This is a genomic window from Acinetobacter higginsii, from assembly GCF_000369525.1.
Taxonomy (GTDB): Bacteria; Pseudomonadota; Gammaproteobacteria; order Pseudomonadales; family Moraxellaceae; genus Acinetobacter; species Acinetobacter higginsii.
In genome coordinates, this window is sequence record NZ_KB850072.1 from 2,379,356 (window position 1) to 2,404,511 (window position 25,156).

Here is a 25,156-nt window from a genome sequence, read left to right on the forward strand (position 1 = left end):
ATTTTAGCAGTTTTGATATAAAAAGGATGTTCTTTAATGAGCGCTCGTCACTCACGGTTAATTATTTTGGGTTCTGGTCCTGCAGGCTATAGCGCAGCAGTCTATGCTGCACGTGCTAACCTCAAGCCAACACTGATTGCGGGTTTGCAACTCGGTGGTCAATTAACAACGACCACTGAAGTTGACAACTGGCCAGGTGACCCAGAAGGCTTAACTGGTCCTGTACTTATGGAACGTATGCAAGCTCATGCAGAACGTTTTGGTACAGAAATTGTCTACGATCATATCAATGAAGTAGATCTTAAAACTCGTCCATTCGTACTCAAAGGCGATATGGAAGAGTACACGTGTGATGCGTTGATTATTGCAACAGGTGCAACTGCACAGTACCTAGGTCTTGAATCTGAAGCTGCGTTTATGGGTCAAGGTGTAAGCGCATGTGCAACCTGTGATGGTTTCTTCTATAAGAACCAAAATGTCATGGTTGTGGGTGGTGGTAACACAGCAGTCGAAGAAGCACTTTATCTTTCTAATATTGCAGCGCATGTGACCCTTGTTCACCGTCGTGACAGCTTACGTTCTGAAAAGATTTTACAAGACCATCTTTTTGCCAAAGAAAAAGAAGGCAAAATCAGTATTATCTGGAACCATCAAGTGGATGAAGTATTGGGTGACAAAACAGGCGTAACGGCTGTTCGTATTCAATCAACCCAAGATTCAAGCACGCAAGATGTGCAAGTTCAAGGTTTGTTTGTTGCGATCGGACATAAACCGAATACAGGCATGTTTGATGGCCAGTTAAATCTGCGTGATGGCTATATCCAAGTGCATAGCGGCACTGCGGGTAATGCAACTGCTGCCTCTATTGAAGGCGTATTTGCTGCAGGTGATGTGGCAGATAGTATCTATCGCCAAGCGATTACTTCAGCGGGCTCAGGCTGTATGGCAGCATTAGATGCAGAGAAATATCTCGATAATCTAAACTAATTAGGCCAATATTGAAAAACCACCAATCTTTGGTGGTTTTTTTTTGCGAGTATCCATACAATCGAAAAATTGACGGCTTTTTAAACATATCAACAATCAGTCTATAGGATATATCAATGACAACGACCTGGACGAATGGCTACCAAACTGAAGTAAATTATACCTACGGTTATTATCGAGACCTCAGCCCGAATTTCCAAAAGTTTTGCTTACTTTTAAATGGCATCGATAGTCCAGATTTTCAGGAAAATCATAATCATTGTGAACTTGGCTTTGGTCAAGGTGTCAGTATTAATATTCACGCAACCTGTAATGAAGCTGCATTCTACGGTACAGATTTCAATCCAGCACATGCAGCACATGCCAATCAACTGGCTGAGCAGAGCAAAACCGAACATTACTTCTATGATGATAGTTTTGAAGAGTTGCTTAATCGTTCTGATCTTCCGATGTTTGATTCGATCAGCCTACACGGGATTTGGAGCTGGATCAGCTATGAAAATCAGCACATTATTCTCAAATTTATTCGTAAATTCTTAAAACCCAACGGTATTGTCTATATCAGCTATAACTGCGTTACTGGTTGGGCAGCGAATATGCCAATTCGCGAGTTATTTCATAGCCATTTTAAGTTTAATAGCAAAAGTACCAATCCTCTGCAAAAGGTCAATGAAGCCCTCACCTTCAGTGAAGACTTACTTAAGCAAAATCCAATTTTTGCCCAACGCAATCCCAATGCCGTACAAAAAGTCGCTGATTTAAAACAGCAAAATCCAAACTACTTGATTCATGAATATCTCAATCAAGATTGGCAATGTTTTTCCTTCCAGCAAATTGTGCGTATTCTGGATGAAATCAAACTGTCCTATGCAGGTTCAACCGATTTAAATACACACCTCGATAACATCAATTTTTCAGAACAGCACCAAGCTTTTTTGAATGCCATTGAGCACCCTATTTTTAAAGAACAATGCCGCGACTATTTTGCTAACACGCAATTTAGACGAGACTTGTTTATTCGAGGTAAAAATAACTTAACCCCATTACAGGCACAAGAACGGCTGCGCAACACGGCCTTTGTGTTACTGACAGCCAAGGAACAGCTACCAACCAGTATCAGTGGGTTATTAGGCACCTTTAATTTAATTGAAGAAATTTATCTGCCCATTGGCGATAAATTTGCAAAGGAAAACTATCAACCACTGACCATTTTTGAACTGGAACAAAGTTTGCCAGATCTCAACTATGCAAAAATTCTCAATGCTTTAGTCATTCTATCTCACCTCGGTTTAGCTCAACCGTGTCAAAACTTAGACCCGAAGCAACAAACTTTAGAGCAATCCCAACGTTTAAATCACTACTTATTAAAGCAAGCGAGTTTTCATCAAAACTATAATGTCCTGATTAGCCCAATTACAGGAATCGGTATTCCAACTGAGCATTTCCATCAACTGTTCTATCGTGCACATTTCATTGATGGTTTAGCATCAGCAAGTGAATTTGCGCAATATGTACAAGCTGTGATCAGCCAACTCAATTGGCTGGTCTTAGATAAAGATGGCAAAACCGTCTCTGACCAAGCCAAGAGTCTTGAAATTATTCAAACTAAAGCACAATTTTTCCTCGACAGTAAAAAATTAGAAATTGCTAAACATTTACGTTTGTTTGATTAATCTCGTATAGGGAATGGCTCTGCCAATGATTGCCATTCCCTATAACTTCAGTTAGCTTAGAATTAATCTTATTAATTTTTTATGCTATGCAACAACTCCCACCCTCGCAATATATTTTCCCGAATCCAATCGAAGCTGATCCTGAAGGACAAGGATTTATTTGTATTGGTGCAGACCTATCCCCTTCTACTTTATTTGAAGCCTACACACATGGGCTGTTCCCTTGGTTCAATGAAGACGAGCCAATTTGCTGGTGGAGTCCTGAACCGCGATGCATTATCGAGCCACATGCCTACAAACCAAGTAAATCTTTAATTCGAAATATGAAAAAGCATGATTATCGAATTACCATTAACCATGCTTTTGAAGACGTGATTCGTTCTTGTTCATTGCCGCGGAGCTATGCCAATGAAACCTGGATTAGTGAAGATATCATTTCAGGCTATTGCGCCTTATTCCAAGCAGGATATGCGTACAGTGTTGAAGTCTGGCAGCAGCAGGATAACTTGGTTGGCGGACTCTATGGTGTCAGTATCGGTAAAGGCTGTTTTGGAGAATCCATGTTTAGTACTGAAACAGATGTTTCTAAAATGGCTTTCTATACTTTAATGCTGATTGGACAAGAAAATCAGTTGCCATGGATTGATTGCCAATTGGTCAATGATCACCTTTTAAGCCTCGGTGCGAGTACACTTTCTCGCCAAGCCTACCTTAAATCGTTACAAGATGTAATTATTGCCCCCTCTATCAATTGGAAAAGTTATCAAGAACGTGTATTTTCAAGTAAAAGAATAGCAGTTTTTGCAAAATTAGACGGTTAACGGATTAACACCTTGGAGGGACAGATTAATGAAATCATATCAACCCAAGTCCCTTTTAAATGACTTACAGTACTATATTACGCCACCGCACGACTGCAGTTATCTTGATAACAAATCAGCCCGAATGGTGTTCCTAGATCCAATTCACCGTATCGATGTGGTGACGTTGTCAGAACTTTCTCGTGTTGGTTTTCGTCGTAGTGGTGATTTTGTCTATCGCCCTGAATGTCACTTATGTCGCCAATGCTTATCTTGCCGTGTTCCCGTTCAAGAATTTAAAATGAACAGCAGCCAAAAAAAGGCATGGAAACGCAATCAAGATTTGCAAATGAGTATTTTGCCGACCTCGCAAGCCACTCAACAACACTACGACTTATATGAACGTTATATCAATGAACGTCACTCAGATGGTGATATGTACCCTGCCAGTCTAGATCAGTTTGAAAAATTTCTGGTACATAGCTGCACAGAAAGTTTCTTTATTGAACTTTGGAAAGACCAAAAACTGATTGGTGTTTCAACCTGTGATTTGATGGACGATGGGCTGTCAGCAGTCTATACCTTCTTTGATCCAGATGAACAACGCCGTTCTTTAGGTGTGTTTGCGATCCTTAAACAAATCGAATATGTACGTACACTGAATCTGGATTATCTCTATCTCGGTTATTGGGTACCGCATTCATCCAAAATGAATTATAAATCGCAATATACGCCACTCGAATTATTGCTTGATGGGCAATGGCGTCGACTTAATCGTCCACTCTCTGAAAATGAAATCCATCAGCTTGGAAATTCATTGATGAGTACGCTACCTTCAGAGTGGAATAATTTAATTATTAAATAACGCTGCAAAATCATCAGTGCATGTTTTGACCATAATCACAGCATGCTCTCTTGAACCATCGGGGTTTGGATAATAATTTTTACGTAAGTCAATTTGATGAAAACCTGTTTTTTCATACAAACGAATCGCAGCTGCATTACTTTCACGAACTTCTAAAAAAATCTGAATTGGATTGTTTTTTAATTGCTGGATTGAGCTTTCTAATAATTCATAACCCAGTCCTTTACCCTGTTGGCTTGGGTGAATCGCCATCAACAATAAATTTGCTTCATCCAAAACGGGCTGCAGAATACAGAATCCCACTACTTGATTGGCTTGTTCATACACCGTACATTGATACGAGGCGAAAGACTCCTGAAACTGCTGCTTTGACCAGGGATGGGTTTGCACCAATCGCTCAATCCCCGCCACACTTTCTAAGTCATTTTCTTGCATCAATCGAATCACGATCTATCACTCTATAAAATACTGGTGCAGATTATCAGCAATTTAAAGCAAAATTTGAATAAAAAAATGGGCAGTTTTGACTGCCCATTGAAGTTAACTTAGATTAAAACCCAATTCAGCACGCCATTTATTCAAAAGTGCTGTGGTATCTTCATCATTCGGATGAAATTTCGGTCTTAAAAAATCTAACAAGGTCGGGATTTGGCGGGTCATAAAACCTTTATAGCCATACATAAATTTGATCATGTATTTGGTATCACGCCATGTCAATTTGCCATCTGTTTGTAGAAGCTTGGCGGTAAAATAAGATTGGGTAATAAAGATGAGCCCCATTGCAATAACTAAGGCCAATGAACGCATAAAATACGCTTTAGGGCCTTGACCATACATCGCTTCATAGACATCAAAAGCAACCGCTTTATGCTCGTTTTCTTCAACTGCATGCCACATCCATAAATGGTACATGGTTTCATCCATAAACATCGCTTGAATGTCAGGATTACTTAATAGTTCTTCTGCAATGGTTGAAGTAAAGTGCTCCAAGGCACAGGTTCCCGTCAAACCAATCATTTCTTTGGTGAAACCGAAAGGTTTTAAGAGTTTTGCTGTCATTCCAATGGTACGGTTGATTAAACGACCTGTTTGCCCTTCCATTTTACGAACATCGTAACCATAGGCCTCTGCTGAAGCATTAAATGCAAGATGCTCTTTTGAATGCATGGCTTCTTGACCAATAAAGGCACTGATCTCTTTCTGAAGTCGCTCATCTGCGAGTTTGGGATCATTCCGTACTGCACGGGTGCTGTTCACAAAGAATTGCTCACCTTCTGGAAACAGTGCCGAAAGCGCAGTCATAAAATGAGTTAAAGCAGCATCACCATTGGCCCAATAACGTGGTACCTCACCAAATTCAAAATCCATTCGGCGTACGGGAAAGCTGGCGCCAGCACGGTTTGAAATATTAACTTTAGCATTCATACCCTGTTCTCCTATACGATGAATACGCTTTATCGATCATTTTCTATACTTTATTTATACGCCCTTTTCAGTGCATGAAATAAGTGCAGATAAGGTCAGAAAAGCATCATCTTAGGACATGTCAGCTTGCTCAAAATTCTGTATGAAATGAAAGATTAAAATAAAAAAGGGACAATACTTATTGTCCCTTTTCAGGAATTACGAGGCTAAAATAAACAGCGTTTACAGACCTAATTTTGCCTTCCAATCTTGCAATAATTGTACGGTATCTAAATCATTTGGATGGAAACCAGGCTTGAAGTAGGCCAACATTTCACCCGCCATTCCAGAGATAATCCCTTTCGACGGACTATAGGCGTATTCATAAATCATACCGAGCTCTTTGAAATTTAATTTTCCATCATCTTTCAATAATTTCAATACGAATGAAGATTGAGTCAAGAAAATTGCAACCATCGAAACGACCAGTGCAGTATTGCGTAATGCGTAGGCTTTTACACCACGACCAAAAATTTCTTCATACACATCATAAGCAACCGCCTTATGTTCATTTTCTTCTACTGCATGCCATAACCACATATATTCCATGGTCTTGTCTTGCATTAACTCTTGAATATGCGGATTACGCAATAATTCTGATGCAATGGTTGCAGTAAAATGTTCGAGTGCTGTAGTTGCAGTCAAATCGACCATTTCTTGCGTCATGCCAAATGGCTTAACCAATTTAGCAAATAATTTACGGCCTGTTTGAATCACGACACCTGTTCTTCGTTCAAGTGTTTCGACATCATGACCATATTTCTGAGCTGAAGCATTAAAGTTGACATGCTCTTGGGTATGCATCGCCTCTTGACCAATAAAAGCACTGATTTCTTTTTGCAGTTTTTCATTGTCTTTAATGGCTGGGTGATAACGTACAGCACGCACTGAATCGATAAAGAGCTTTTCACCATCTGGAAATAGTGCAGATAAACCTGTCATAAAATGAGTTAATCCAGCAGAACCACTGACCCAATATTCAGGAACTTCATTAAAATCAAAATTCATACGACGTACTGGGAAACTTGCACCTGCACGATTTGAAACATTCACTTTAGCATTCATGCTGCCTACTCCTTTTCAGTGGAATATCTCCACTGAGCACTTTTGTTCGTTTTCTTGAGTTTTATATTACGGTTTTATGCGAATCAATTAAGTGCAGTTTAGGACAGCGTAGTATCAGTTTGGGACAGCTTTTAGCGAAAATTATCAGACAATCTAACCTCCGTGTATAAAACGATGCTTATAGTATATAAATAAACAAATACCAATCAAAAATATAGCCACTATTCCAAACACCCACCTTCTATTCCTCTTTTTCCGATGTTCAACATCGTGATCAAAATTGAATTGTTCGGGATGTATATTAAGTTGATAGTAAATCTCTGGAGAGACGGTAATATCAGGTCGCTGTTGACGCACGCGCTTAAAGAACTCACAAGCAAGTTCATGTGAGTTTTTAATTATATATTCGCCAAGAAATCCACCTAATTGAAAATATAATTGTTCGACGATAACTTTATTTGTATTTGCAGTATTGATATAAACATACAGCGAAATTGGTAAGTTGGAATAATTAACAAGATAAATATCAGGATGTGATCTATTTGAATCATGACTTAGTTGGCTGAATAAAATTGATCTTTTCCCTCCACTGAATAAATGATAATGAAACCCAAAATCATCAATTGAGTAGCTGCAAATTTGGTTCTTAAAGAGGATTCTTGCGCTTACAACTTTAAAAACATACCACAAAATCAAAGTACTTAATCCAAAAGACAATATGATAATAAGTAAGAAATATGTTTCAAGCCATTGATGTGATTTATAAAAAATGATGGGCAACATGATCATTATATTAATAAAACATGTAAATAAAACGAAATAAACTACACGTAAACAATAGGTTATTTTCTTATTGGGTATAGATTTTACTGTATTCATATTTTTTCCAAAAAAAACACCCCAGAGGGGTGTTTTTTTATCACTCTAAGCGATTATGCAGTTACTTTAGCAACAACACCAGCGCCTACAGTACGACCACCTTCACGGATCGCAAAACGTAGACCTGGGTCCATTGCGATCGGGTGGATTAACTCTACTGACATCTCAACGTTGTCACCAGGCATTACCATTTCTACGCCATCTTGTAATTTGATCGCGCCAGTTACGTCAGTTGTACGGAAGTAGAACTGTGGACGGTAACCGTTAAGGAATGGAGTATGACGACCACCTTCTTCTTTAGAAAGTACATATACTTCTGCATCGAATTTAGTGTGCGGCTTGATTGTACCTGGCTTAGCAAGTACTTGACCACGTTGTACGTCTTCACGCTTAGTACCACGAAGAAGAACACCACAGTTCTCGCCTGCACGACCTTCGTCAAGCAATTTACGGAACATTTCTACGCCAGTTACAGTAGTCTTAACCGTATCTTTGATACCTACGATTTCAACTTCTTCACCAACTTTTACGATACCAGCTTCTACACGACCAGTTACAACTGTACCACGGCCTGAGATAGAGAATACGTCTTCGATTGGCATCAAGAATGCTTTATCGATAGCACGTTCTGGCTCTGGGATGTAAGAGTCAAGTGCTGCAACTAAGTCAATTACAGCTTTCTCGCCATAAGGACCATCGTTACCGTTTAATGCTTGAAGCGCTGAACCACGGATGATTGGAGTGTCATCACCTGGGAAGTCATAAGTAGAAAGAAGTTCACGAACTTCCATTTCTACTAATTCAAGTAACTCTTCATCATCAACAAGGTCACACTTGTTCAAGAATACGATGATGTAAGGTACACCAACCTGACGTGAAAGAAGGATGTGTTCACGAGTTTGTGGCATTGGACCATCAGTCGCAGCACATACAAGGATCGCGCCGTCCATCTGAGCAGCACCAGTAATCATGTTTTTAACATAATCGGCGTGGCCCGGGCAGTCTACGTGAGCGTAGTGACGGATTGGAGAATCGTATTCTACGTGTGAAGTATTAATTGTAATACCACGTGCTTTTTCTTCAGGAGCTGAGTCGATTTGTGAGTAATCTTTCGCTTCACCGCCGTAAGTTTTTGCACAGATAGTTGCAATCGCAGCAGTTAAAGTTGTTTTACCATGGTCAACGTGACCAATTGTACCCACGTTTACGTGTGGTTTATTACGTTCAAACTTGGCTTTAGCCATGATGATCTTCCTTTATAAACTGCTCATGAGGGTCGCCCATGAGCACTTGGTTTTTTAACTAAATTTAGTTGGGTAATATAGTAATCGAAAGATTACTCGTCGTCACCTTTTTTACCGCCAGCTTGGAACTTAGCGATGATGCCTTCAGCCACGTTACGTGGTGTTTCAGCGTATTTAGCGAATTCCATAGAATAAGTCGCACGACCTTGAGACATAGAACGCATTTGAGTCGCGTAACCAAACATCTCAGCCAATGGAACTTCTGCTTTAATTGCTTTTGTTCCACCAGGAAGATCGTCCATACCTTGAACCATACCACGACGACGGTTTAAGTCACCCATGATATCGCCCATGTAGTCTTCTGGAGTTTCTACTTCAACTTTCATGATTGGTTCAAGAAGGATAGGATCAGCTTTCATGAAACCGTCACGGAAAGCGTATGAACCAGCCATTTTGAACGACAATTCGTCAGAGTCGACATCGTGGTAAGAACCATCAAATAATGTCGCTTTGATACCCACAACAGGGTAACCAGCCAATACACCATTCTTCATACGTTCTTGAATACCTTTATCAACCGCACCAAAGAATTCTTTAGGTACTGTACCGCCGACAACTTCTTCAGCGAATTGGTATTCTTTACCAGCTTCTTCAACATCCATAGGCTCTAAACGAACATATACATGACCGAATTTACCTTTACCACCTGTTTGACGAACAAACTTACCTTCTTGCTCAACAGACTTTTTGATCGTTTCACGGTAAGCAACCATTGGTTTACCAATGTTCGCTTCAACACCGAATTCACGCTTCATACGGTCAACGATGATGTCAAGGTGAAGCTCACCCATACCAGCAATAATTGTTTGACCAGATTCTTCGTCTGTACGAACGCGGAACGATGGATCTTCTTTCGCCAAACGACCTAAAGCAATTGACATTTTTTCTTGGTCAGCTTTAGTTTTTGGTTCAACAGCCAATGAAATTACTGGCTCTGGGAATTCCATACGCTCAAGAGTAATGATGTTTTTCTCATCACATAATGTATCACCCGTAGTAACGTCTTTAAGACCTACACACGCTGCGATATCACCTGCACGGATTTCTTCAAGATCTTGACGTTCGTTCGCGTGCATTTGCACGATACGACCGATACGTTCACGCTTAGATTTAACTGGGTTATAAACCGGATCACCTTGTTTAAGAACACCAGAATAAACACGTACGAATGTTAAGTTACCTACGAACTTATCGTTCATGATTTTGAACGCAAGTGCAGAGAACGGCGCTTCGTCAGATGCTTCACGAGATGCTTTAGTTTCATCTTTGTCGTCAAGAATACCTTCAATCGCTTTAACTTCTGTAGGAGAAGGCAAGAATTGAATTACAGCATCCAACATACGTTGAACACCTTTGTTCTTGAACGCTGAACCACAAAGCATAACTTGGATTTCAGAAGCCAATGTACGTGTACGAAGACCAGCGATGATTTCTTCTTTAGAAAGATCACCTTCTTCCAAGTACTTGTCCATTAGCTCTTCAGATGCTTCAGCCGCAGCTTCAACCATCTTAGTACGCCATTCTTGAGAAATCTCAACGAGGTCAGCAGGAATATCACCGTATTCGAACTTCATACCTTGAGATGCTTCATCCCAGATAATCGCTTTCATTTCGATAAGGTCAACAACACCTGTGAACGTATCTTCTGCACCGATTGGCACAACGATAGGCACAGGATTACCACCTAAACGAGTTTTAACTTGCTCAACAGCACGGAAGAAGTTTGCACCAGTACGGTCCATCTTGTTCACGAATGCTAAACGAGGCACTTTATATTTGTTCGCTTGACGCCATACAGTTTCAGACTGAGGCTGTACACCACCAACTGCACAGTAAACCATGCACGCACCGTCAAGAACACGCATAGAACGTTCAACTTCGATTGTGAAGTCTACGTGTCCCGGTGTATCAATTACGTTGATACGGTGTTGTTGGAATTGGTTAGCCATACCAGACCAGAAACAAGTTGTAGCAGCAGAGGTAATTGTAATACCACGCTCTTGCTCTTGTTCCATCCAGTCCATTGTTGCTGCACCATCGTGTACTTCACCAATTTTGTGAGATACACCTGTGTAGAACAAAATACGTTCAGTTGTAGTTGTTTTACCTGCGTCAATGTGCGCAGAAATACCGATGTTACGGTAATTACTAATTGGGGTTTGGCGAGCCATGATGTCTACATTCCTAAATGTTATATTTAAAACAGGACGCACCAATTAAATTGATGCGCACGAATATCCAAGCAGGCAACTTAAATACCCGCAAAGCCCCCACTTTGGTAAAGAGCGATGTTGAATCGAGCCGCGGTACGCATGAATATTCTCCTGATTAGGGACTGTTTTATCCGCTTAGAAACGGTAGTGAGAGAAGGCTTTGTTGGCTTCAGCCATACGATGCACGTCTTCACGTTTTTTGATCGCTGCACCTTTACCTTCAGCTGCATCAAGCAACTCACCAGCAAGACGTAAAGCCATCGTTTTTTCAGAACGCTTAGCAGCAGCATCTACTAACCAACGCATAGCTAGAGCAGTACGACGGGATGGGCGTACTTCCATAGGTACTTGATAAGTAGCACCACCAACACGGCGTGCTTTTACTTCAACCATAGGACGAACTTTTTCAAGAGTAGTCTCGAAAAATTCAACTGGGTCTACTTTGTTTTTTTCTTGAACGCGGTCTAAAGCACCGTAAACGATACTTTCAGCAATAGATTTTTTACCATCTTGCATTACGTGGTTCATGAATTTAGCGATTGTTTGGCTGCTAAATTTTGGATCTGGAAGGATCTCACGAGCAGCGACTACGCGACGTCTTGGCATTTTAATACACCTAATAATATGACACTTCAGGATAATCCAGCAGTTTGTACGAGTGTCATGTACTTTCGCTGGCCTTACTATACGTCGCTTGAATTACAAAACTATGAAGAATTCAAACAAGCGAAACGCTAAAGGGTTGTTTGGACTAGTTTCCTAGAATTACTTCTTAGGACGCTTAGTACCGTATTTAGAACGTGACTGGTTACGATCTTTAACGCCAGCACAGTCTAAAGAACCACGAACGGTATGGTAACGTACACCTGGTAAGTCTTTAACACGACCACCACGGATAAGAACAACACTGTGCTCTTGTAGGTTATGACCTTCACCACCGATATAGCTAGATACTTCAAAACCTGAAGTTAAGCGAACACGGCAAACCTTACGCATTGCTGAGTTAGGTTTTTTAGGTGTAGTAGTATAAACACGTGTACATACACCACGACGTTGTGGACAAGCCTTCAACGCAGGAACTTTAGATTTTTCAATCAAAGTTGTACGACCCTTACGGATCAACTGATTTGTTGTTGCCATTTGGCAATTCTCCCGTTATTAAACAACCTTAAAAAAAGGAAAGAACCTCTTTTTAAGGGCACATAATTGTAAGCTAAGAAGTAAAAATGGTCAACATTTGAAGTGTCGACCATTTCTGATGTTTGTTGTGTTTTTTATGTCTAAAACATTACAGCCAGATTTAGCTATGTTTTGTTGAGGCAGGTTCTATATCAATTGATTTTTGCTCAGCCTCAATATCCTCAAAAGTTTCATCTTGCTGTACTTTTAATGCTGGCTGTTGTTCCGCATGGGGATGTTCAACCACATGCTGTTCTGCAAGCTGCTGAATTCCCTCTTCTACCTTGTCACCCACAGCGACTGTCGAAGCTTTATTTGCTTTCACTTGAACCGTCACTTTAGTAATCACATCATTCTGTTCATCTGATGCTGTGGTTTTGTTGGCTTCTGCCGCTGCACTTAATAAACGTGGGCTCGCCTTTTTCAATAAAGCTTCCGCCTTAAAATATGCATCTAGTGGCGAAATTTTTTCATGGGGATGTTCATTAATATAGAAGCGAGCTGCACCAAAAATAGATTGCGATTTGTGCCCAACATCCTCTAATAGTCTCCAACTATAGAAACCACCTAGCGCTGCACCTGCAACAGGTGTCAATTTACTAAGCACAGAAGCTTGAGGAATCCGATTGAGCCAGTTCCATTTAAACTCACCACTTTCATCCACTAACCATTTTTTCACCAACTCAATATCATTATTTGAACCTAACAATTGCTGAAACTGTTGCAAATCATGCGTTTCCAACATGGATTTCAACGCTTTTAACGCAACTAACAAGGTTTGTTTTTCCGCAACTAAACTCAAATCAATTTCTTTAAAGATGAAAGCAACAATTTCTTGATCTGTATCCTCAGATAAATCAAAACCATGTGAACGACCAGTTTGATAAATCGTTCTCAAGGTCAAAACAATAGATGCTGGAATATCGATCGCTGCACCCCAGACTCCCGTTGCACCTGTAATCGCTCCTTGTACTGCAGCCAATAATTTATTTTGCTCAATTAATGCCTGACTTAGGCGCTGTGAACGTCCGGTATCTGTGGTCAGTTCCATAATATCTTTGACCCCTGCTTCCTCAAGGATTTTTTCAGTCAAAGAACTATTTGAACTAAACTCATTTAACCATTGGAATAAATAGTCTGAGACCTTATCGCCCAAATCTGGTGATACAAACGAAGCCACACTATTCACTCGGTTATAATGACGACCTAACAATTGATGAGATAGTTTTGGAAATTGTTGACGTAGCATTTGCTGAGGATTTTCGTATTTTTCGACCTCAAATGGACTTTTGAAACGTGCTTTTCCTTCAACAATATTGGATGAATTCGCGAGTTCCGCACCCGATGTGGTTGGGGCAACTTGAAATTTCTGCAATTCTGAACTGAGCTTTTTAGCCACTCCAAAGGCTTGTGCAAATAAACCTGAAGATTGCTTGTTTTTAGATTTTGTCATCAAGTACCTCTGTTGTGTAATCTGTGCATTTCTAGGTAAATACTAGGTTGAATGCAGATTTATCTCAACTTTTATCTGTGTTCTTTCTTTACGTTTCGTCACAACATCGCGAATATTTACGAATATTTACACAACTGGAAATAGGCATAAGATTTGCCATAAGAAATAAAAAACCTTTCTGCTATCATGGTGTCATTCACTCATAAGCCATTTTAATCGTTATTTTTCTCCTGATCTGTATTCATAGCGAGATGCACAGGGCTTAAGTATTACCATAAAAGGGATCTGTAAATGAAACGTGTTGTAATCACTGGTATGGGCATTAACTCATGTATCGGTAACTCTTTAGAAGAGGTCACTCATTCTTTAAAAAATGGAATCTCAGGCACACGTTTAAATCCAACTTATGCAGAACTGAATTTCAAAAGCCATGTCAGCGCTGCAGCTGAACAGGATTTTGATGGTATTGATCGCAAACTGAAACGCTTTATGGGCGTCTGTGCGATGTATGCGTATAACGCAGCTGTCGCAGCTGTTGAACATGCTGGACTGAAACAAGAAGATTTGGCAAACAATCCACGTTACGGTATCGCTGGCGGTTCTGGTGGTAACTCAACTGCATCTGTTGCAGAAATGATCAAACTATTAGAGGAAAAAGGCGCGCGTAAAATCGGTCCTTTCTTTGTACCTCGTAATATGAGTAACACCATTACCGCCAATGTTGGTGTTGCATTTAAACTGCAAGGCGTAGCGCACTCGATTACCAGTGCATGTGCAACGTCTGCCGATGCAATTGGTTATGCCTACAACCTGATTCAATTGGGTAAACAAGATTTAATGCTTGCTGGCGGTGGTGAAGAAGATCACTGGTCACAAAGTTTATTGTTTGATGCAATGGGTGCATTATGTTCAAAATATAATGACACACCAGAAACTGCTTCACGTCCATATTCAAAAGACCGTGACGGTTTCGTCATTGCTGGTGGTGGTGGTTTCGTGGTGCTTGAATCACTTGAACATGCGCAAGCGCGTGGCGCGAATATCCTCGCTGAAGTGATTGGCTATGCTGCAAACAGTGATGGTGCTGACATGGTTGCGCCAAGTGGTGAAGGTGCAACACGTTGTATCATCATGGCATTGGATGAAGCAAAACAGCATGGTGTAGAGCAAATTGACTATGTCAACACACACGGTACTTCAACACCAGCGGGTGACGTAACTGAGCTTAAAGCAATGGAACGTGCATTTGGTGAAGGACAAGTTCCACCACTCAGCTCGACCAAATCGATGACGGGTCATAGCTTAGGTGCTGCGGGCGTTCAGGAAGCAATTTATTCTGTCTTGATGATGCAAAATGACTTTATTGCGCCAAACATCAACGTGACTGAGCTTGATGAAGGCGCACAAGGTTTCGATATTGTACTTGAAAAACGTGATGCAAAACTGAATACTGTCATGAGTAACAGTTTTGGCTTTGGCGGTGTTAACGCCTGCCTTATTTTCAAGAAGTGGGACGCATAATCCCATTTAGCAGGATTATCGATGGATGCACCTTCTGATGCTTTCTTATGGGTAAAAGCATTACATATTATTGCTGTGGTTTGCTGGTTCGCTGCATTGTTCTACTTACCACGCCTTTATGTCTACCATGCCATGAGTGAAGATGCAGTTAGCCATCAACGCTTTGAAGTCATGGAACGTAAGTTGTATCGCGGTATTATGTGGCCGTCTATGATTGCCACACTTATTACCGCCCACTTTCTGGTTGATTGGGGCGATGCAACCCGACATTATCATGAAGCTTTATGGTTCTACCTTAAAGTCGGTCTAGTCGGTTTATTGGTGATTTACCATTTTGTTTGTGGTTATTACCGTAAAAAACTGATTGGCAATGCTCACTATAAATCACACAAGTTTTGGCGCTTCTTTAATGAGATGCCGACCTTGATCTTATTTGCAGTGGTGATTTTAGTCGTAGTAAAACCTCAGTTCTAAGACAACAAGTCTTGTTTTCTAATGCTGTAATTTTCTTCAAAAACAATTACAGCATTCGTTTCCGATCTAGGCATCCAGACTATAAACAGCTTATCCCCGTCAAATTCAAAGACACTTGCTCAAAATGTGTCTCTTTTTTTGTTTTCAGATTACGATAGCTTACGCCATAAAGAATATAGCCTTGCGACACAAAGGTATATTGCCCTGTCACTTTGCCATCAATCAGCTCATTCATGGTCTTATAAACTTCGGGCTGAGCGACTTCACCCATCTCAACCTCTTCAATATAGACTGGCTCAGAAAGCTTGATATCTTTGAGATAGGGATAATACTTAATCGTTTGTGTCTTTTGATATTGTGGTGAAACCAATAAAATTGATTTTTTGCCATTAGCAAAACAGTAATATTCATTACTTGCATAGGCCTGTACGCACACAGATAAAAACAGGCACAACCATAAAGTTTGTTTCATCATTCATTTCATCTCTTGCTGCAAATGATTGATCTATATTTCTGCGCTCGCCAGCAGATCATAAATATTTTTTATTCTTAACGGGACTTTGTTGGATAAGCCCAACTTTTTCATTTGATCAGCATAAATCATGTAATTTTTTCTGGCTTGACCTATATTTTTTAAAGCTAAATAAGCATCCGCTCGATTTAAGTAAGCCACAGTTCTATTCGGATCTAATTTTATGACATGGTTTAACAATCTTAATGAAGCATCATAATAACCCAATTGATAAAGGAAAAATGCAGAATCGTTTAGTTCTGCTGCATCCTGTTTTCTATAGGTAGATAATTGGCAATCAATGCTCCCAACAATTTGCTGTATCTCAGAAACATCTCTTTTATTGAGTTGCTTTAACTGTTCCGAAGCTAAGTAGTGAAAGTAGTTAACCCCATCTTTTCCCCCACCAATATCAGCCATCCAAACCGGTGTATGACTTTGTTTATCCCATTGTCCACTGCAACTGTTAGAAATCATGCTGGGTATGGTATCTAAAATCACGTTTCGGTTTTGATCAACAATAAGACACTGCGTCATTTCAGTTTCAGATACATCCAAGATTGCAGCATAGTTATATTGATTATTTTTATAAGCATCAATAGTTAAGAAAAAAAGCGTGCTATTAGCTTGTAACGCTTTCAATGGTGATCCCGTACAATTTGTATAGTGCTGTATGTCTAAATTTGCAAAAGCTGCGCAGCTCATCCAACAGAGTGAAAAAACCATTAATTTAATGCTTCGCATACCAAAATTCACCCTGTTTAGTTTGCTTTTATTCTAGAATAAACCAGATCTTCACGTTTTTCAGATGCCTAGTTCAGATGAACAAACCAATACAGCATGCTCTACCAAAATTGAAAGCTCGATTCATTGCCAGCCTAATCTTTTACCTCCAAATGAATCAATTTCAATATCGTGGTTTGACGTCTGGTGAAATCGAAATGGCACGCCCTGTCTTTGGCGATCTTATCGATTATGCACAAATAAAGATTTTTAATATTCCCTACCTACCTTGGCAACCTACTAATATTTTTATGGCACCCAATGGCAATCTATTTGTGCATCAGAAATACTTTAGCCCTGACTATTCAACATGCTCCACATCCTTGCAGGGAATCTTTATTCACGAACTAGCGCATATTTTACAGTTTCAGCAAGGAATCAATGTGGTTGTTAAAGGTGCAATCCTTCAAGTTGGCTATTACCTCAGTTTTAAGCAATACAATCCATATCGATATCAATTTATAAAAAACAAAGCCTTTTCTAGTTATAACATCGAACAACAAGGTGATATTGCACGAGATGTGTTTTTCCACAAAATCCCCAACATTATTCTAAAAAATAAAAAAGCCCTGTAAGTTTTAACTACAGAGCTTTTTAAGTAAGCATTGTGCAAGAAAAATTATGCAGCAGTGCCTTTTTGAGTTTCAGTATTAAGTTCATGACTATCATCCATATCAGTCGTAAAATCTACACGCATCGCATCCTTAACAATGGTACCAATACGCCCAACACCAATAGCGAATACCAAGGCGATTACAGGCAATAAAATTGTTGAAGTCATAATTTCGCACCTCTTTATTTAAAATGACTATTTAAAAACTAGGTTAGGCCTGCTGATCTTGTTCGCGAAACATTACTGTTCCAATACGACCAACAACCACAGCTAAACCAAAAGCAATTACCGGAAATAATAAAACTGACATTGTTGTTACCTCTTCATTTTACGTGCTTGGTTACACTTGATGAGTATCAAAGTGCACATCCGTTCACATTAATTAGGATAATAGCAGTGCACAAATGTACACTCAAGTGTCGCAAAGATATTCCCGACAAACGGTATAAAAAACACACAATATAATTTTAAATTATTGAAAAATAACATTTTTAAAAAAAGTACAACTGTTTTAAATATTTTTTAAATGTAAAGTAAAAGCCTAAAGTTGTTCTTTTTTCTCAATTTTTTATTGTTTGTAGATCTTGTAATTAGGGTGTCATGCTTACATGCGAAAATGACATGAAAAAAACTTTATATGACTCTATTCAATTTATTTATAATCATGCACCATAATCACGCAAACATTGAGAAATGTTGCTGTTTTATACAGAAAAACTTGTTATTTTTACGCAGAAAAATGTGCATTTAGTATATATTAGTAAACTTGTCATTTTTCTTTAAGATATAAAATGTTTGGCGCCATGATATACACTTGTTTTAAATAATTATACCCATATAAATCAACAACTTGTATATCAGAACTTGTTAAGACTTAGGATTAGGTTTGAATGAAAAATTTTAAAGTTGCCCTTGCTCAATTCTCTCCGCACATTGGCAATATTGATGCAAATACTCAAAAGATGGTTGAGCAAGCAAATTTAGCGAAACAACAACAGGCTGATTTGATCATCTTCCCTGAACTTTCTACGCTTGGTTACCCTGCTGAAGACCTATTACTCCGCCCAAATCTACAAAAGCGCACTCAAAAAGCGTTTGCCCAATTAAGCGAAGTAAAAGATATCTTGATGGTATTCGGTTTTGTGCACCAAACTGAGGATGGTCATCGCTATAACTCTGCTGCTGTCATGAAAGACGGGCAAGTTTTAGGTGTTTACAACAAACAAAACCTGCCAAATTATGGCGTGTTCGATGAGAAACGCTATTTCCAAGAAGGTCATCAACATCTTGTTTTTGAATATCTAGGCCATAAATTCGGTGTCTTGATTTGTGAAGATGTTTGGTCACTGAATACCGTTAAACAACTCAGTCAATTGAATGTTGAAACAGTTCTGGTCTTAAATGCTTCACCGTATGAAGTGGGCAAACCACAACACCGCATCCAAACCCTCAATGAACTTGCAAAACAATTGAGTCTAAATATTGTCTATGTCAACCAAGTGGGTGGACAAGACGACCTTATTTTTGATGGTTCAAGCTTTGTCAGCAATAATAGCGGCCAACTTGCACTGCAAGTACCAAGCTTTCAAGAAGCACTTGCTTACGCTGAATATGATGCAGAACAAAAACAGTTCAAAGCAACTGATGCGATTCCTACATTAGAAACTTTTGCCGAGATTTATCAAGCTTTAGTGATGGCAACACGTGACTACGTGCAACGCTCTGGCTTCCCAGGTGTGATTCTTGGCTTATCTGGCGGAATCGATTCAGCTTTAACATTGGCCATTGCGGTTGATGCCATTGGTGCAGATAAAGTACAGGCTGTGATGATGCCCTATACCTACACCTCACAAATGAGTGTAGAAGACGCAACTGAACAAGCACGTCGTATGGGCGTCACCTTTGGTATTGCCGAGATTCACCCAATCGTAAATAGCTTCATGCAAACCTTGTTCCCATTCTTTGGTAATACCCCTGCTGATGCAACTGAAGAAAATTTACAAGCACGTACTCGCGGTACTTTACTGATGGGTTTATCTAATAAATTTGGTAATCTCGTGCTATCTACAGGCAACAAGTCTGAAATCTCGGTAGGCTATTGCACCCTCTATGGCGATATGGTTGGTGGTTTTTCAGTGCTGAAAGACGTGTATAAAACCATTGTATTTGAATTAGCAAAATACCGTAACACGCTTGAAGAAACACCTGTGATTCCAAAACGTGTGATTACTCGTCCACCATCAGCAGAACTTCGTCCAGATCAAAAAGATCAAGATTCATTACCTGCTTATGATGTACTTGATGCCATCTTATATGCTTATATTGAAGAAGATCTCAGCCAAGCAGATATTATCGCCAAAGGCTACGAAGCTGAAGTGGTCGAAAAAGTCATTCGCTTGGTAGATCGTAATGAATACAAGCGTCGTCAGGGCGCGATTGGACCACGTATTAGTTCACGTGCCTTCAGTCGTGAGCGACGCTACCCGATCGTCAATGGATGGACCGCGAATGACTGAAAAAATTGTTTCTGAAAAGTCACAATTACTTGCTCAAGCTTTAATGCTTGAGCAAGTTTCATTTTATAAAAATCAACTCACCACTCAACTTTCTGCTGATTTTTTCCAGCAATTTATTCAACTTTTTCTCCAACATGCACCTAATATTCAGCTCAAGGAAGTGGTTGAATTAGAACAAATTCAGGCGGTTGTAAAACGCTATGCATTTGAAATGCAACTCGGTGCAGGTCTATTAGAATTTATTGGAGAAATTGCACAAAGACTGCATGTCTTTTCTTTACAGTCATCTGCACAGTTACAAGACGTATTCTCAGATCACCAGTTTGAAATGTGGCTATCCAAGTTTTTAGAGCTGGAAAATATTCGCCATTATTTAAATCAGTTTTTAAAAGAAAGCCCTTCGATTCAGCAGTTGTGCCAATACATCGCCACCACAACACTACAAAACAAATTACCAAAATTATTTGCTCAGTCAGATGAAGCGCATATTTCTGAAAGCAAATACGAATGGCAACAAAAACTAAAAAGCTTTTCGCATCGCCAACAGCAGCGTATTGAACAAAAGATTGAAGAAAGTATTGGTCGATTCATTCAAGAACAACTAGTTGATCTCAGCTTGCTTTCAAATGATGACCTTGAGAGCCTTGCGCGCAATATCTGGGACGACAACAAAGCCCAGCCTTTATCTGAATATACCAAGCAAGTCACGCCACTGGATGTGGAAGAATTCTTTGTGATGATCTATGAGTATTGGAAAGAGTTACGCCAATCCTCTTTTATACAAGATCTAATCTTATACGGCGTGAAAGTGTTTTATGACTTCTATAAAGATGAAAGTTTGGAAGATGTTTTTGCTGCAATCGGTATAGAAGAAACAGATCTACTCAATGAAGCGGTACGCTTCTATCCTAAAGTCGTGGTGGCTTTAGATGAACATGATGTACTCGAGCCGATCATTACCCTCATTTTAAAACCGTTTTATGAAAGTCCTCAAACTTTAGCGACCATCGAAAAACATTTATAAAAAACAAAGCCTGTAAATAAATGAGTTATTTACAGGCTTTTGCACATCTGATGAATTATTTTTACGTAATAAGCAGATAAAAAGAAACCACGCAGGAGCGTGGTTTTTAAAATGGTGGCTATGACGAGACTTGAACTTGTGACCCCCGCATTATGAGTGCGGTGCTCTAACCAACTGAGCTACATAGCCGTAAACTGTGTGCGCATTATCTAGTTTTCGATTCAGTTGGTCAAGTCTATGACCTTGAAAATATAGAACATATGAACAGTTTTTATGCTATCAGCCATCAATTGATCAAATTTCAACAGATCTCTGCGTCAACGACAAAATTGAGTCATGAATAAGCTTTTATTCAATTAAAAATAACCAGAGAACCTAGTGTCAAAAGATTGTTTTGAAGATTACAAAAACTACAGACAAAAAGAGACCACGCAGGAGCGTGGTCTATAAAATGGTGGCTATGACGAGACTTGAACTTGTGACCCCCGCATTATGAGTGCGGTGCTCTAACCAACTGAGCTACATAGCCGAAAACTGTGGGCGCATTATCTTAACTTTCAATACACACGTCAAGCACAATTTTAAAAAATTTGAGAAGTGGGCCTATAAGCCGGGTTCTGTCGAGGACGATCATTCCTCTAGGCGTACAATCACTCATACGCTCAAGCGACCTACCCGAATCCAGCACGGGCCGTGCCTCAGGATTCCTATTTGGTCTTGCTTCTGGTGGGGTTTACCTTGCCGTGAACTGTTACCAGACACGCGGTGCGCTCTTACCGCACCCTTTCACCCTTACCTCACGAATGAGGCGGTCTACTCTCTGCTGCACTTGCCGTCGGCTTTCGCCGCCCAGGCGTTACCTGGCACCTTGCCCTATGAAGCCCGGACTTTCCTCCCCTGTTTCAGTCACGGAGACCTCCACAGCAGCGACCGTCCAGCCCACTTCGTGGCGCATCTTATCAAAGATCGACGTTAATTGCTCGCATTTTTTTGCCCAGTTAACTTTTTGTATTTCGCCATCAAGTCATCATGCGATTCGACATGTTGCGGATCGAGCGGAATACAATCAACGGGACAAAACAACTGACACTGTGGCTGATCATGATGACCGATGCATTCTGTACAGAGTGCAGGATCGATCTCATAAATCAGCTCACCCATATAAATGGCTTCATTGGGACAAACAGGTTCACAGACATCACAGTTAATGCATTCATCTGTAATATATAAAGACACGCTACCAACCTTGTTGATGTTTACGTTCAAAGGCCTCAACCACAATGGCAGGCACAAATTTGGTCACATCACCTTTTAAACGAGCAATTTCTCTTACCAATGTTGATGAGATAAATGAATATTGCTCAGAGGGAGTTAAAAAGACTGATTCAAAATGTGGATCAAGTTGACGGTTCATATTCGCCAGTTGAAATTCATATTCAAAATCAGAAATTGCTCTTAAACCACGGAGTACGGCTGTTGCACGCTGTTCACGGAAGAAATTAACCAGTAAACCATCAAAACCAACAAACTCAACATTGGTCAAATGACTCAATGATGCTTTGGCTAATTCAACACGCTCTTCTAAACTAAACACAGGATTCTTATGATGACCAATCGCGATTGCAACCACAACTTCATCAAACATTTTTGATGCTCTTGCAACCAAATCAACATGTCCATTGGTAATTGGATCAAAAGTCCCCGGATAAATCACACGTGTTTTAGACATGCGTTGTACTCTAGTTAATGAGATAAGGAGCGTATTTTAACAAATCTTGGCTCTAAACGCGAAATTCCTAAACATTGGAAAAAGGTTGCGTTTTACGGCACAATAGCTGTAATTGTGGAAGTTTGAATTATGGCGCAAGCAACAGTTGTAAAAAAACATAATGGTGGCACGATTGCTCAAAACAAAAGAGCGCGTCACGATTACTTTATCGAAGAAAAATTTGAAGCAGGCATGTCCCTCCAAGGCTGGGAAGTAAAGTCTTTGCGTGCAGGACGTATGACGCTCACTGAAAGCTATGTGGTTTTTAAAAATGGCGAAGCTTTTTTACTGGGCTCACAAATTCAGCCTTTATTGTCTGCATCGACCCATGTCGTTCCAGAAGCAACGCGTACGCGTAAGTTGCTACTCTCTCGTCGTGAGCTAGAAAAACTTTTGGGTGCAGTGAACCAAAAAGGCTATTCATGTGTACCATTGGCTTGTTACTGGAAAGGCCGCTTGGTTAAGTTAGAAATTGCACTGGTGAAAGGTAAGCAATTACACGACAAACGTGCTACAGAAAAAGACCGTGACTGGCAACGTGATAAATCTCGTCTGCTATATAAATAAAAAAAACCTCCAATAATTGGAGGTTTTTTTCGCTCAAGATTAAACTGGGAGATGTGTCAATCTTAATTCAGCTAAATATTTTCCAAACTTACGTGCAGTTTCCAGATCACCTTCTGGTGGAGTAATTTCAACACTGGCATTATCCGACTGGGTCATTAAGCCCAGAAAGCTCGACATACGGTTAATATCTAAAGCACTTCTTCCCGTCGGCATAAATGGCAAACCAGCCCACACCATGCCATGTTGCATCGCAAATAAATTAATCTGCTGCAATACCGCCAATTTGTCGCCACTAAGACCGCCCCCATTGGTAAAACCAGCAGCCAGTTTGCCTTGCCATGCCCGCGCCAACCAGCGTTTAGACGAATCTTCCATAAACTGTTTCAATGCAGCTGTGAGACTGCCCATATAGGTTGGACAACCAATAACGATCACATCTGCTTGGTCTAATAAGTCCCACTGTGGCGCAGCCACGGAAATGAGATGCACCTCTGCACCTGCCTGCTCGGCACCCTGAGTAATATATTGCGCAACTTTGGCTGTATGCCCATAAGGACTGTGATAAACCACACAAACTTTAACTTGGGGAATAATTTGCTCAATAACAGACATGGAGAATTTTAAAAACCAATGAATTAGATCAAGTTTAACATTTTCACTACGACATGGCGAATCAACAACACAAGGGATGCAATTTATTGCATGAATACAAAAGTTGCCATTCGTCCTGTTTTTGCATCACGACGATAAGAAAAATAATCTTCGGCTTGTTGATAAGAGCACTGATCTCCGCCTAAAACAGTTTCCACGCCCAAACGGTTTAAAATAAAGCGTGCAATCGCATAAAGATCCGCATGATATTTACCCACCACTTGACCCGCAACAAAAGCAGTTTCGAGTTCAGGATATTTTTCACAAAATACGGCTTTAACTTCGGCACCTATTTCAAAACACGGTTGGCTAATTGCTGCACCTAGCCATGCCCAAGCAGGCTGAGACTGCATTTCAGTGACAGTATTTTCAATAATCCCATTGGCTAAACCACGCCAACCGGCATGCAAATTGGCAACCTCAGTCCCTTCGGCATTACCCAAGACTACAGGTAGGCAATCAGCAGTCATCATCATTAAAGCATGACCTGCTTTTTGCGTAACCAAGCCATCGCCTTCAAGCGCAATAAATGGAATTTGTTCATTTACGGTATGACAAATCGTGCTATGGGTTTGCGTCATCCATGTAATTTTATCTACACCAAATGCAGATAACTGATTCAACAAGACCATTCGATGCTGCTGAACACGTTGTGCATCATCATTGACATGCAACGCCAGATTAAACCCAGACAGATTTTCATTTGCTGTTGCAATGGTTTGAGCATGTTCAATTCGTGTTTGCCCAACATAAACACCATTAGGCAGACCTTTTACAAATTCCATAAAATCCCTCCCAACCTCCCTTTTCAAAGGGAGGAGCTGAACAAATCATCCTTTATTAAAA

At 40.1% G+C, this 25,156-nt stretch carries 26 protein-coding genes, 2 tRNA genes and 1 other RNA gene; 10 read left to right on the top strand and 19 right to left on the bottom strand.

What is annotated here, in order from left to right; genetic code table 11:
• Nucleotides 1-36 precede the first annotated feature (36 nt).
• The 4 genes from trxB (at nucleotide 37) to F902_RS17315 (ending at nucleotide 4,325) form a co-directional block, all read left to right on the top strand.
• On the top strand, nucleotides 37-987 hold the full coding sequence (trxB, locus tag F902_RS17300) for a thioredoxin-disulfide reductase (protein ID WP_004805153.1): 951 nt from the start codon (nucleotides 37-39) through the stop codon (nucleotides 985-987).
• Nucleotides 988-1,103: 116 nt separating this feature from the next.
• Nucleotides 1,104-2,660: a methyltransferase regulatory domain-containing protein gene (locus F902_RS17305; protein ID WP_005205441.1), complete on the top strand. Its 1,557-nt coding sequence runs from the start codon at nucleotides 1,104-1,106 to the stop codon at nucleotides 2,658-2,660.
• A gap of 86 nt (nucleotides 2,661-2,746) precedes the next feature.
• The gene (gene aat / locus F902_RS17310; protein ID WP_005205442.1) at nucleotides 2,747-3,481 is read left to right on the top strand and encodes a leucyl/phenylalanyl-tRNA--protein transferase; all 735 of its coding nucleotides are present in this window, start codon (nucleotides 2,747-2,749) and stop codon (nucleotides 3,479-3,481) included.
• A gap of 28 nt (nucleotides 3,482-3,509) precedes the next feature.
• Nucleotides 3,510-4,325, top strand: a complete 816-nt coding sequence (locus tag F902_RS17315; protein ID WP_005205443.1) for an arginyltransferase — start codon at nucleotides 3,510-3,512, stop codon at nucleotides 4,323-4,325.
• Here the strand turns inward: F902_RS17315 and rimI are convergent.
• The 9 genes from rimI to F902_RS17360 all read right to left on the bottom strand — a co-directional run bounded on the left by rimI (nucleotide 4,311) and on the right by F902_RS17360 (nucleotide 13,882).
• Nucleotides 4,311-4,772 (bottom strand): ribosomal protein S18-alanine N-acetyltransferase, encoded by a 462-nt coding sequence (rimI, locus tag F902_RS17320; protein WP_212749913.1) that lies wholly within the window; start codon nucleotides 4,770-4,772, stop codon nucleotides 4,311-4,313. The two genes, F902_RS17315 and rimI, sit on opposite strands and share 15 nt — an antisense overlap.
• Nucleotides 4,773-4,865: 93 nt before the next feature.
• Nucleotides 4,866-5,750 carry a metal-dependent hydrolase gene (locus F902_RS17325; protein ID WP_005205446.1) on the bottom strand — a complete coding sequence of 295 codons (885 nt, stop codon included), beginning with the start codon at nucleotides 5,748-5,750 and terminating at the stop codon, nucleotides 4,866-4,868.
• 222 nt (nucleotides 5,751-5,972) lie between these two features.
• Complete coding sequence (locus F902_RS17330) at nucleotides 5,973-6,854, bottom strand: metal-dependent hydrolase (protein ID WP_005205449.1); 882 nt, start codon at nucleotides 6,852-6,854, stop codon at nucleotides 5,973-5,975.
• Nucleotides 6,855-7,007: 153 nt separating this feature from the next.
• Nucleotides 7,008-7,733 carry a hypothetical protein gene (locus F902_RS17335; protein ID WP_005205452.1) on the bottom strand — a complete coding sequence of 242 codons (726 nt, stop codon included), beginning with the start codon at nucleotides 7,731-7,733 and terminating at the stop codon, nucleotides 7,008-7,010.
• Between the two features lie 53 nt (nucleotides 7,734-7,786).
• Nucleotides 7,787-8,977 (bottom strand): elongation factor Tu, encoded by a 1,191-nt coding sequence (gene tuf, locus F902_RS17340; RefSeq protein WP_004802222.1) that lies wholly within the window; start codon nucleotides 8,975-8,977, stop codon nucleotides 7,787-7,789.
• A 92-nt stretch (nucleotides 8,978-9,069) separates the two neighbouring features.
• Nucleotides 9,070-11,208: an elongation factor G gene (gene fusA / locus F902_RS17345; RefSeq protein ID WP_005205454.1), complete on the bottom strand. Its 2,139-nt coding sequence runs from the start codon at nucleotides 11,206-11,208 to the stop codon at nucleotides 9,070-9,072.
• 177 nt (nucleotides 11,209-11,385) lie between these two features.
• A complete protein-coding gene (rpsG, locus tag F902_RS17350; protein ID WP_004655203.1) occupies nucleotides 11,386-11,856 on the bottom strand; it encodes a 30S ribosomal protein S7 in 471 nt (156 codons plus the stop codon).
• Nucleotides 11,857-12,015: 159 nt separating this feature from the next.
• Nucleotides 12,016-12,390 (bottom strand): 30S ribosomal protein S12, encoded by a 375-nt coding sequence (rpsL, locus tag F902_RS17355; RefSeq protein WP_004648013.1) that lies wholly within the window; start codon nucleotides 12,388-12,390, stop codon nucleotides 12,016-12,018.
• A gap of 160 nt (nucleotides 12,391-12,550) precedes the next feature.
• Nucleotides 12,551-13,882 (bottom strand): EcsC family protein, encoded by a 1,332-nt coding sequence (locus tag F902_RS17360; RefSeq protein WP_005205456.1) that lies wholly within the window; start codon nucleotides 13,880-13,882, stop codon nucleotides 12,551-12,553.
• Between the two features lie 291 nt (nucleotides 13,883-14,173).
• On the opposite strand from F902_RS17360, the gene F902_RS17365 reads away from it, so the two are divergent.
• A complete protein-coding gene (locus F902_RS17365; RefSeq protein ID WP_004805136.1) occupies nucleotides 14,174-15,403 on the top strand; it encodes a beta-ketoacyl-ACP synthase II in 1,230 nt (409 codons plus the stop codon).
• A gap of 21 nt (nucleotides 15,404-15,424) precedes the next feature.
• On the top strand, nucleotides 15,425-15,877 hold the full coding sequence (hemJ, locus tag F902_RS17370) for a protoporphyrinogen oxidase HemJ (protein ID WP_004805133.1): 453 nt from the start codon (nucleotides 15,425-15,427) through the stop codon (nucleotides 15,875-15,877).
• Between the two features lie 79 nt (nucleotides 15,878-15,956).
• Here the strand turns inward: hemJ and F902_RS17375 are convergent, their stop codons facing one another.
• Both F902_RS17375 and F902_RS17380 read right to left on the bottom strand, forming a co-directional pair.
• Nucleotides 15,957-16,352, bottom strand: coding sequence for a hypothetical protein (locus tag F902_RS17375; protein WP_005205457.1), 396 nt, complete (start codon nucleotides 16,350-16,352; stop codon nucleotides 15,957-15,959).
• A 30-nt stretch (nucleotides 16,353-16,382) separates the two neighbouring features.
• Nucleotides 16,383-17,132, bottom strand: coding sequence for a tetratricopeptide repeat protein (locus tag F902_RS17380; RefSeq protein ID WP_050553372.1), 750 nt, complete (start codon nucleotides 17,130-17,132; stop codon nucleotides 16,383-16,385).
• Between the two features lie 77 nt (nucleotides 17,133-17,209).
• On the opposite strand from F902_RS17380, the gene F902_RS17385 reads away from it, so the two are divergent.
• Complete coding sequence (locus F902_RS17385; RefSeq protein WP_017402376.1) at nucleotides 17,210-17,746, top strand: hypothetical protein; 537 nt, start codon at nucleotides 17,210-17,212, stop codon at nucleotides 17,744-17,746.
• A gap of 44 nt (nucleotides 17,747-17,790) precedes the next feature.
• Here the strand turns inward: F902_RS17385 and F902_RS22745 are convergent, their stop codons facing one another.
• Nucleotides 17,791-17,952, bottom strand: a complete 162-nt coding sequence (locus tag F902_RS22745; protein WP_004805126.1) for a hypothetical protein — start codon at nucleotides 17,950-17,952, stop codon at nucleotides 17,791-17,793.
• A 722-nt stretch (nucleotides 17,953-18,674) separates the two neighbouring features.
• Between F902_RS22745 and F902_RS17390 the strand changes: the two genes are divergently transcribed.
• Both F902_RS17390 and F902_RS17395 read left to right on the top strand, forming a co-directional pair.
• On the top strand, nucleotides 18,675-20,300 hold the full coding sequence (locus F902_RS17390) for an NAD+ synthase (protein WP_005205464.1): 1,626 nt from the start codon (nucleotides 18,675-18,677) through the stop codon (nucleotides 20,298-20,300).
• The gene (locus tag F902_RS17395) at nucleotides 20,293-21,324 is read left to right on the top strand and encodes a hypothetical protein (RefSeq protein WP_005205467.1); all 1,032 of its coding nucleotides are present in this window, start codon (nucleotides 20,293-20,295) and stop codon (nucleotides 21,322-21,324) included. Before F902_RS17390 ends, F902_RS17395 begins: the two co-directional genes overlap by 8 nt.
• A gap of 112 nt (nucleotides 21,325-21,436) precedes the next feature.
• Here F902_RS17395 and F902_RS17400 read toward each other — a convergent pair.
• The 5 genes from F902_RS17400 to coaD form a co-directional block, all read right to left on the bottom strand.
• Nucleotides 21,437-21,513 (bottom strand) — tRNA-Met (locus tag F902_RS17400).
• Between the two features lie 263 nt (nucleotides 21,514-21,776).
• Nucleotides 21,777-21,853: transfer RNA gene (locus F902_RS17405), tRNA-Met, on the bottom strand.
• Between the two features lie 61 nt (nucleotides 21,854-21,914).
• An RNA gene (rnpB, locus tag F902_RS21890) (RNase P RNA component class A) lies at nucleotides 21,915-22,270 on the bottom strand.
• A gap of 26 nt (nucleotides 22,271-22,296) precedes the next feature.
• On the bottom strand, nucleotides 22,297-22,560 hold the full coding sequence (locus F902_RS17410) for a YfhL family 4Fe-4S dicluster ferredoxin (RefSeq protein WP_004805118.1): 264 nt from the start codon (nucleotides 22,558-22,560) through the stop codon (nucleotides 22,297-22,299).
• Between the two features lies 1 nt (nucleotide 22,561).
• Nucleotides 22,562-23,053, bottom strand: coding sequence for a pantetheine-phosphate adenylyltransferase (coaD, locus tag F902_RS17415; protein ID WP_004805114.1), 492 nt, complete (start codon nucleotides 23,051-23,053; stop codon nucleotides 22,562-22,564).
• 129 nt (nucleotides 23,054-23,182) lie between these two features.
• Between coaD and smpB the strand changes: the two genes are divergently transcribed.
• Complete coding sequence (gene smpB / locus F902_RS17420) at nucleotides 23,183-23,659, top strand: SsrA-binding protein SmpB (protein ID WP_005190982.1); 477 nt, start codon at nucleotides 23,183-23,185, stop codon at nucleotides 23,657-23,659.
• 39 nt (nucleotides 23,660-23,698) lie between these two features.
• On the opposite strand, the gene F902_RS17425 is transcribed toward smpB, so the two are convergent.
• The gene (locus F902_RS17425) at nucleotides 23,699-24,271 is read right to left on the bottom strand and encodes a flavodoxin family protein (RefSeq protein WP_005205470.1); all 573 of its coding nucleotides are present in this window, start codon (nucleotides 24,269-24,271) and stop codon (nucleotides 23,699-23,701) included.
• An 83-nt stretch (nucleotides 24,272-24,354) separates the two neighbouring features.
• Nucleotides 24,355-25,095 carry a peptidoglycan editing factor PgeF gene (gene pgeF / locus F902_RS17430; protein WP_005205476.1) on the bottom strand — a complete coding sequence of 247 codons (741 nt, stop codon included), beginning with the start codon at nucleotides 25,093-25,095 and terminating at the stop codon, nucleotides 24,355-24,357.
• Between the last annotated feature and the right edge of the window lie 61 nt (nucleotides 25,096-25,156).

What these genes read in the sequence shown, in the direction of transcription:
- F902_RS17330 (WP_005205449.1), bottom strand. Translation starts at nt 6,854, where the DNA reads ATGAATGCTAAAGTGAATGTTTCAAATCGTGCAGGTGCAAGTTTCCCA.
- rpsG (WP_004655203.1), bottom strand. Translation starts at nt 11,856, where the DNA reads ATGCCAAGACGTCGCGTAGTCGCTGCTCGTGAGATCCTTCCAGATCCA.
- F902_RS17365 (WP_004805136.1), top strand. Translation starts at nt 14,174, where the DNA reads ATGAAACGTGTTGTAATCACTGGTATGGGCATTAACTCATGTATCGGT.
- trxB (WP_004805153.1), top strand. Translation starts at nt 37, where the DNA reads ATGAGCGCTCGTCACTCACGGTTAATTATTTTGGGTTCTGGTCCTGCA.
- F902_RS17315 (WP_005205443.1), top strand. Translation starts at nt 3,510, where the DNA reads ATGAAATCATATCAACCCAAGTCCCTTTTAAATGACTTACAGTACTAT.
- F902_RS17325 (WP_005205446.1), bottom strand. Translation starts at nt 5,750, where the DNA reads ATGAATGCTAAAGTTAATATTTCAAACCGTGCTGGCGCCAGCTTTCCC.
- F902_RS17390 (WP_005205464.1), top strand. Translation starts at nt 18,675, where the DNA reads ATGAAAAATTTTAAAGTTGCCCTTGCTCAATTCTCTCCGCACATTGGC.
- F902_RS17360 (WP_005205456.1), bottom strand. Translation starts at nt 13,882, where the DNA reads ATGACAAAATCTAAAAACAAGCAATCTTCAGGTTTATTTGCACAAGCC.
- fusA (WP_005205454.1), bottom strand. Translation starts at nt 11,208, where the DNA reads ATGGCTCGCCAAACCCCAATTAGTAATTACCGTAACATCGGTATTTCT.
- F902_RS22745 (WP_004805126.1), bottom strand. Translation starts at nt 17,952, where the DNA reads ATGACTTCAACAATTTTATTGCCTGTAATCGCCTTGGTATTCGCTATT.
- F902_RS17335 (WP_005205452.1), bottom strand. Translation starts at nt 7,733, where the DNA reads ATGAATACAGTAAAATCTATACCCAATAAGAAAATAACCTATTGTTTA.
- F902_RS17380 (WP_050553372.1), bottom strand. Translation starts at nt 17,132, where the DNA reads ATGCGAAGCATTAAATTAATGGTTTTTTCACTCTGTTGGATGAGCTGC.
- coaD (WP_004805114.1), bottom strand. Translation starts at nt 23,053, where the DNA reads ATGTCTAAAACACGTGTGATTTATCCGGGGACTTTTGATCCAATTACC.
- F902_RS17425 (WP_005205470.1), bottom strand. Translation starts at nt 24,271, where the DNA reads ATGTCTGTTATTGAGCAAATTATTCCCCAAGTTAAAGTTTGTGTGGTT.
- rpsL (WP_004648013.1), bottom strand. Translation starts at nt 12,390, where the DNA reads ATGGCAACAACAAATCAGTTGATCCGTAAGGGTCGTACAACTTTGATT.
- tuf (WP_004802222.1), bottom strand. Translation starts at nt 8,977, where the DNA reads ATGGCTAAAGCCAAGTTTGAACGTAATAAACCACACGTAAACGTGGGT.
- F902_RS17385 (WP_017402376.1), top strand. Translation starts at nt 17,210, where the DNA reads ATGAACAAACCAATACAGCATGCTCTACCAAAATTGAAAGCTCGATTC.
- smpB (WP_005190982.1), top strand. Translation starts at nt 23,183, where the DNA reads ATGGCGCAAGCAACAGTTGTAAAAAAACATAATGGTGGCACGATTGCT.
- F902_RS17305 (WP_005205441.1), top strand. Translation starts at nt 1,104, where the DNA reads ATGACAACGACCTGGACGAATGGCTACCAAACTGAAGTAAATTATACC.
- F902_RS17375 (WP_005205457.1), bottom strand. Translation starts at nt 16,352, where the DNA reads ATGATGAAACAAACTTTATGGTTGTGCCTGTTTTTATCTGTGTGCGTA.
- hemJ (WP_004805133.1), top strand. Translation starts at nt 15,425, where the DNA reads ATGGATGCACCTTCTGATGCTTTCTTATGGGTAAAAGCATTACATATT.
- aat (WP_005205442.1), top strand. Translation starts at nt 2,747, where the DNA reads ATGCAACAACTCCCACCCTCGCAATATATTTTCCCGAATCCAATCGAA.
- F902_RS17395 (WP_005205467.1), top strand. Translation starts at nt 20,293, where the DNA reads ATGACTGAAAAAATTGTTTCTGAAAAGTCACAATTACTTGCTCAAGCT.
- pgeF (WP_005205476.1), bottom strand. Translation starts at nt 25,095, where the DNA reads ATGGAATTTGTAAAAGGTCTGCCTAATGGTGTTTATGTTGGGCAAACA.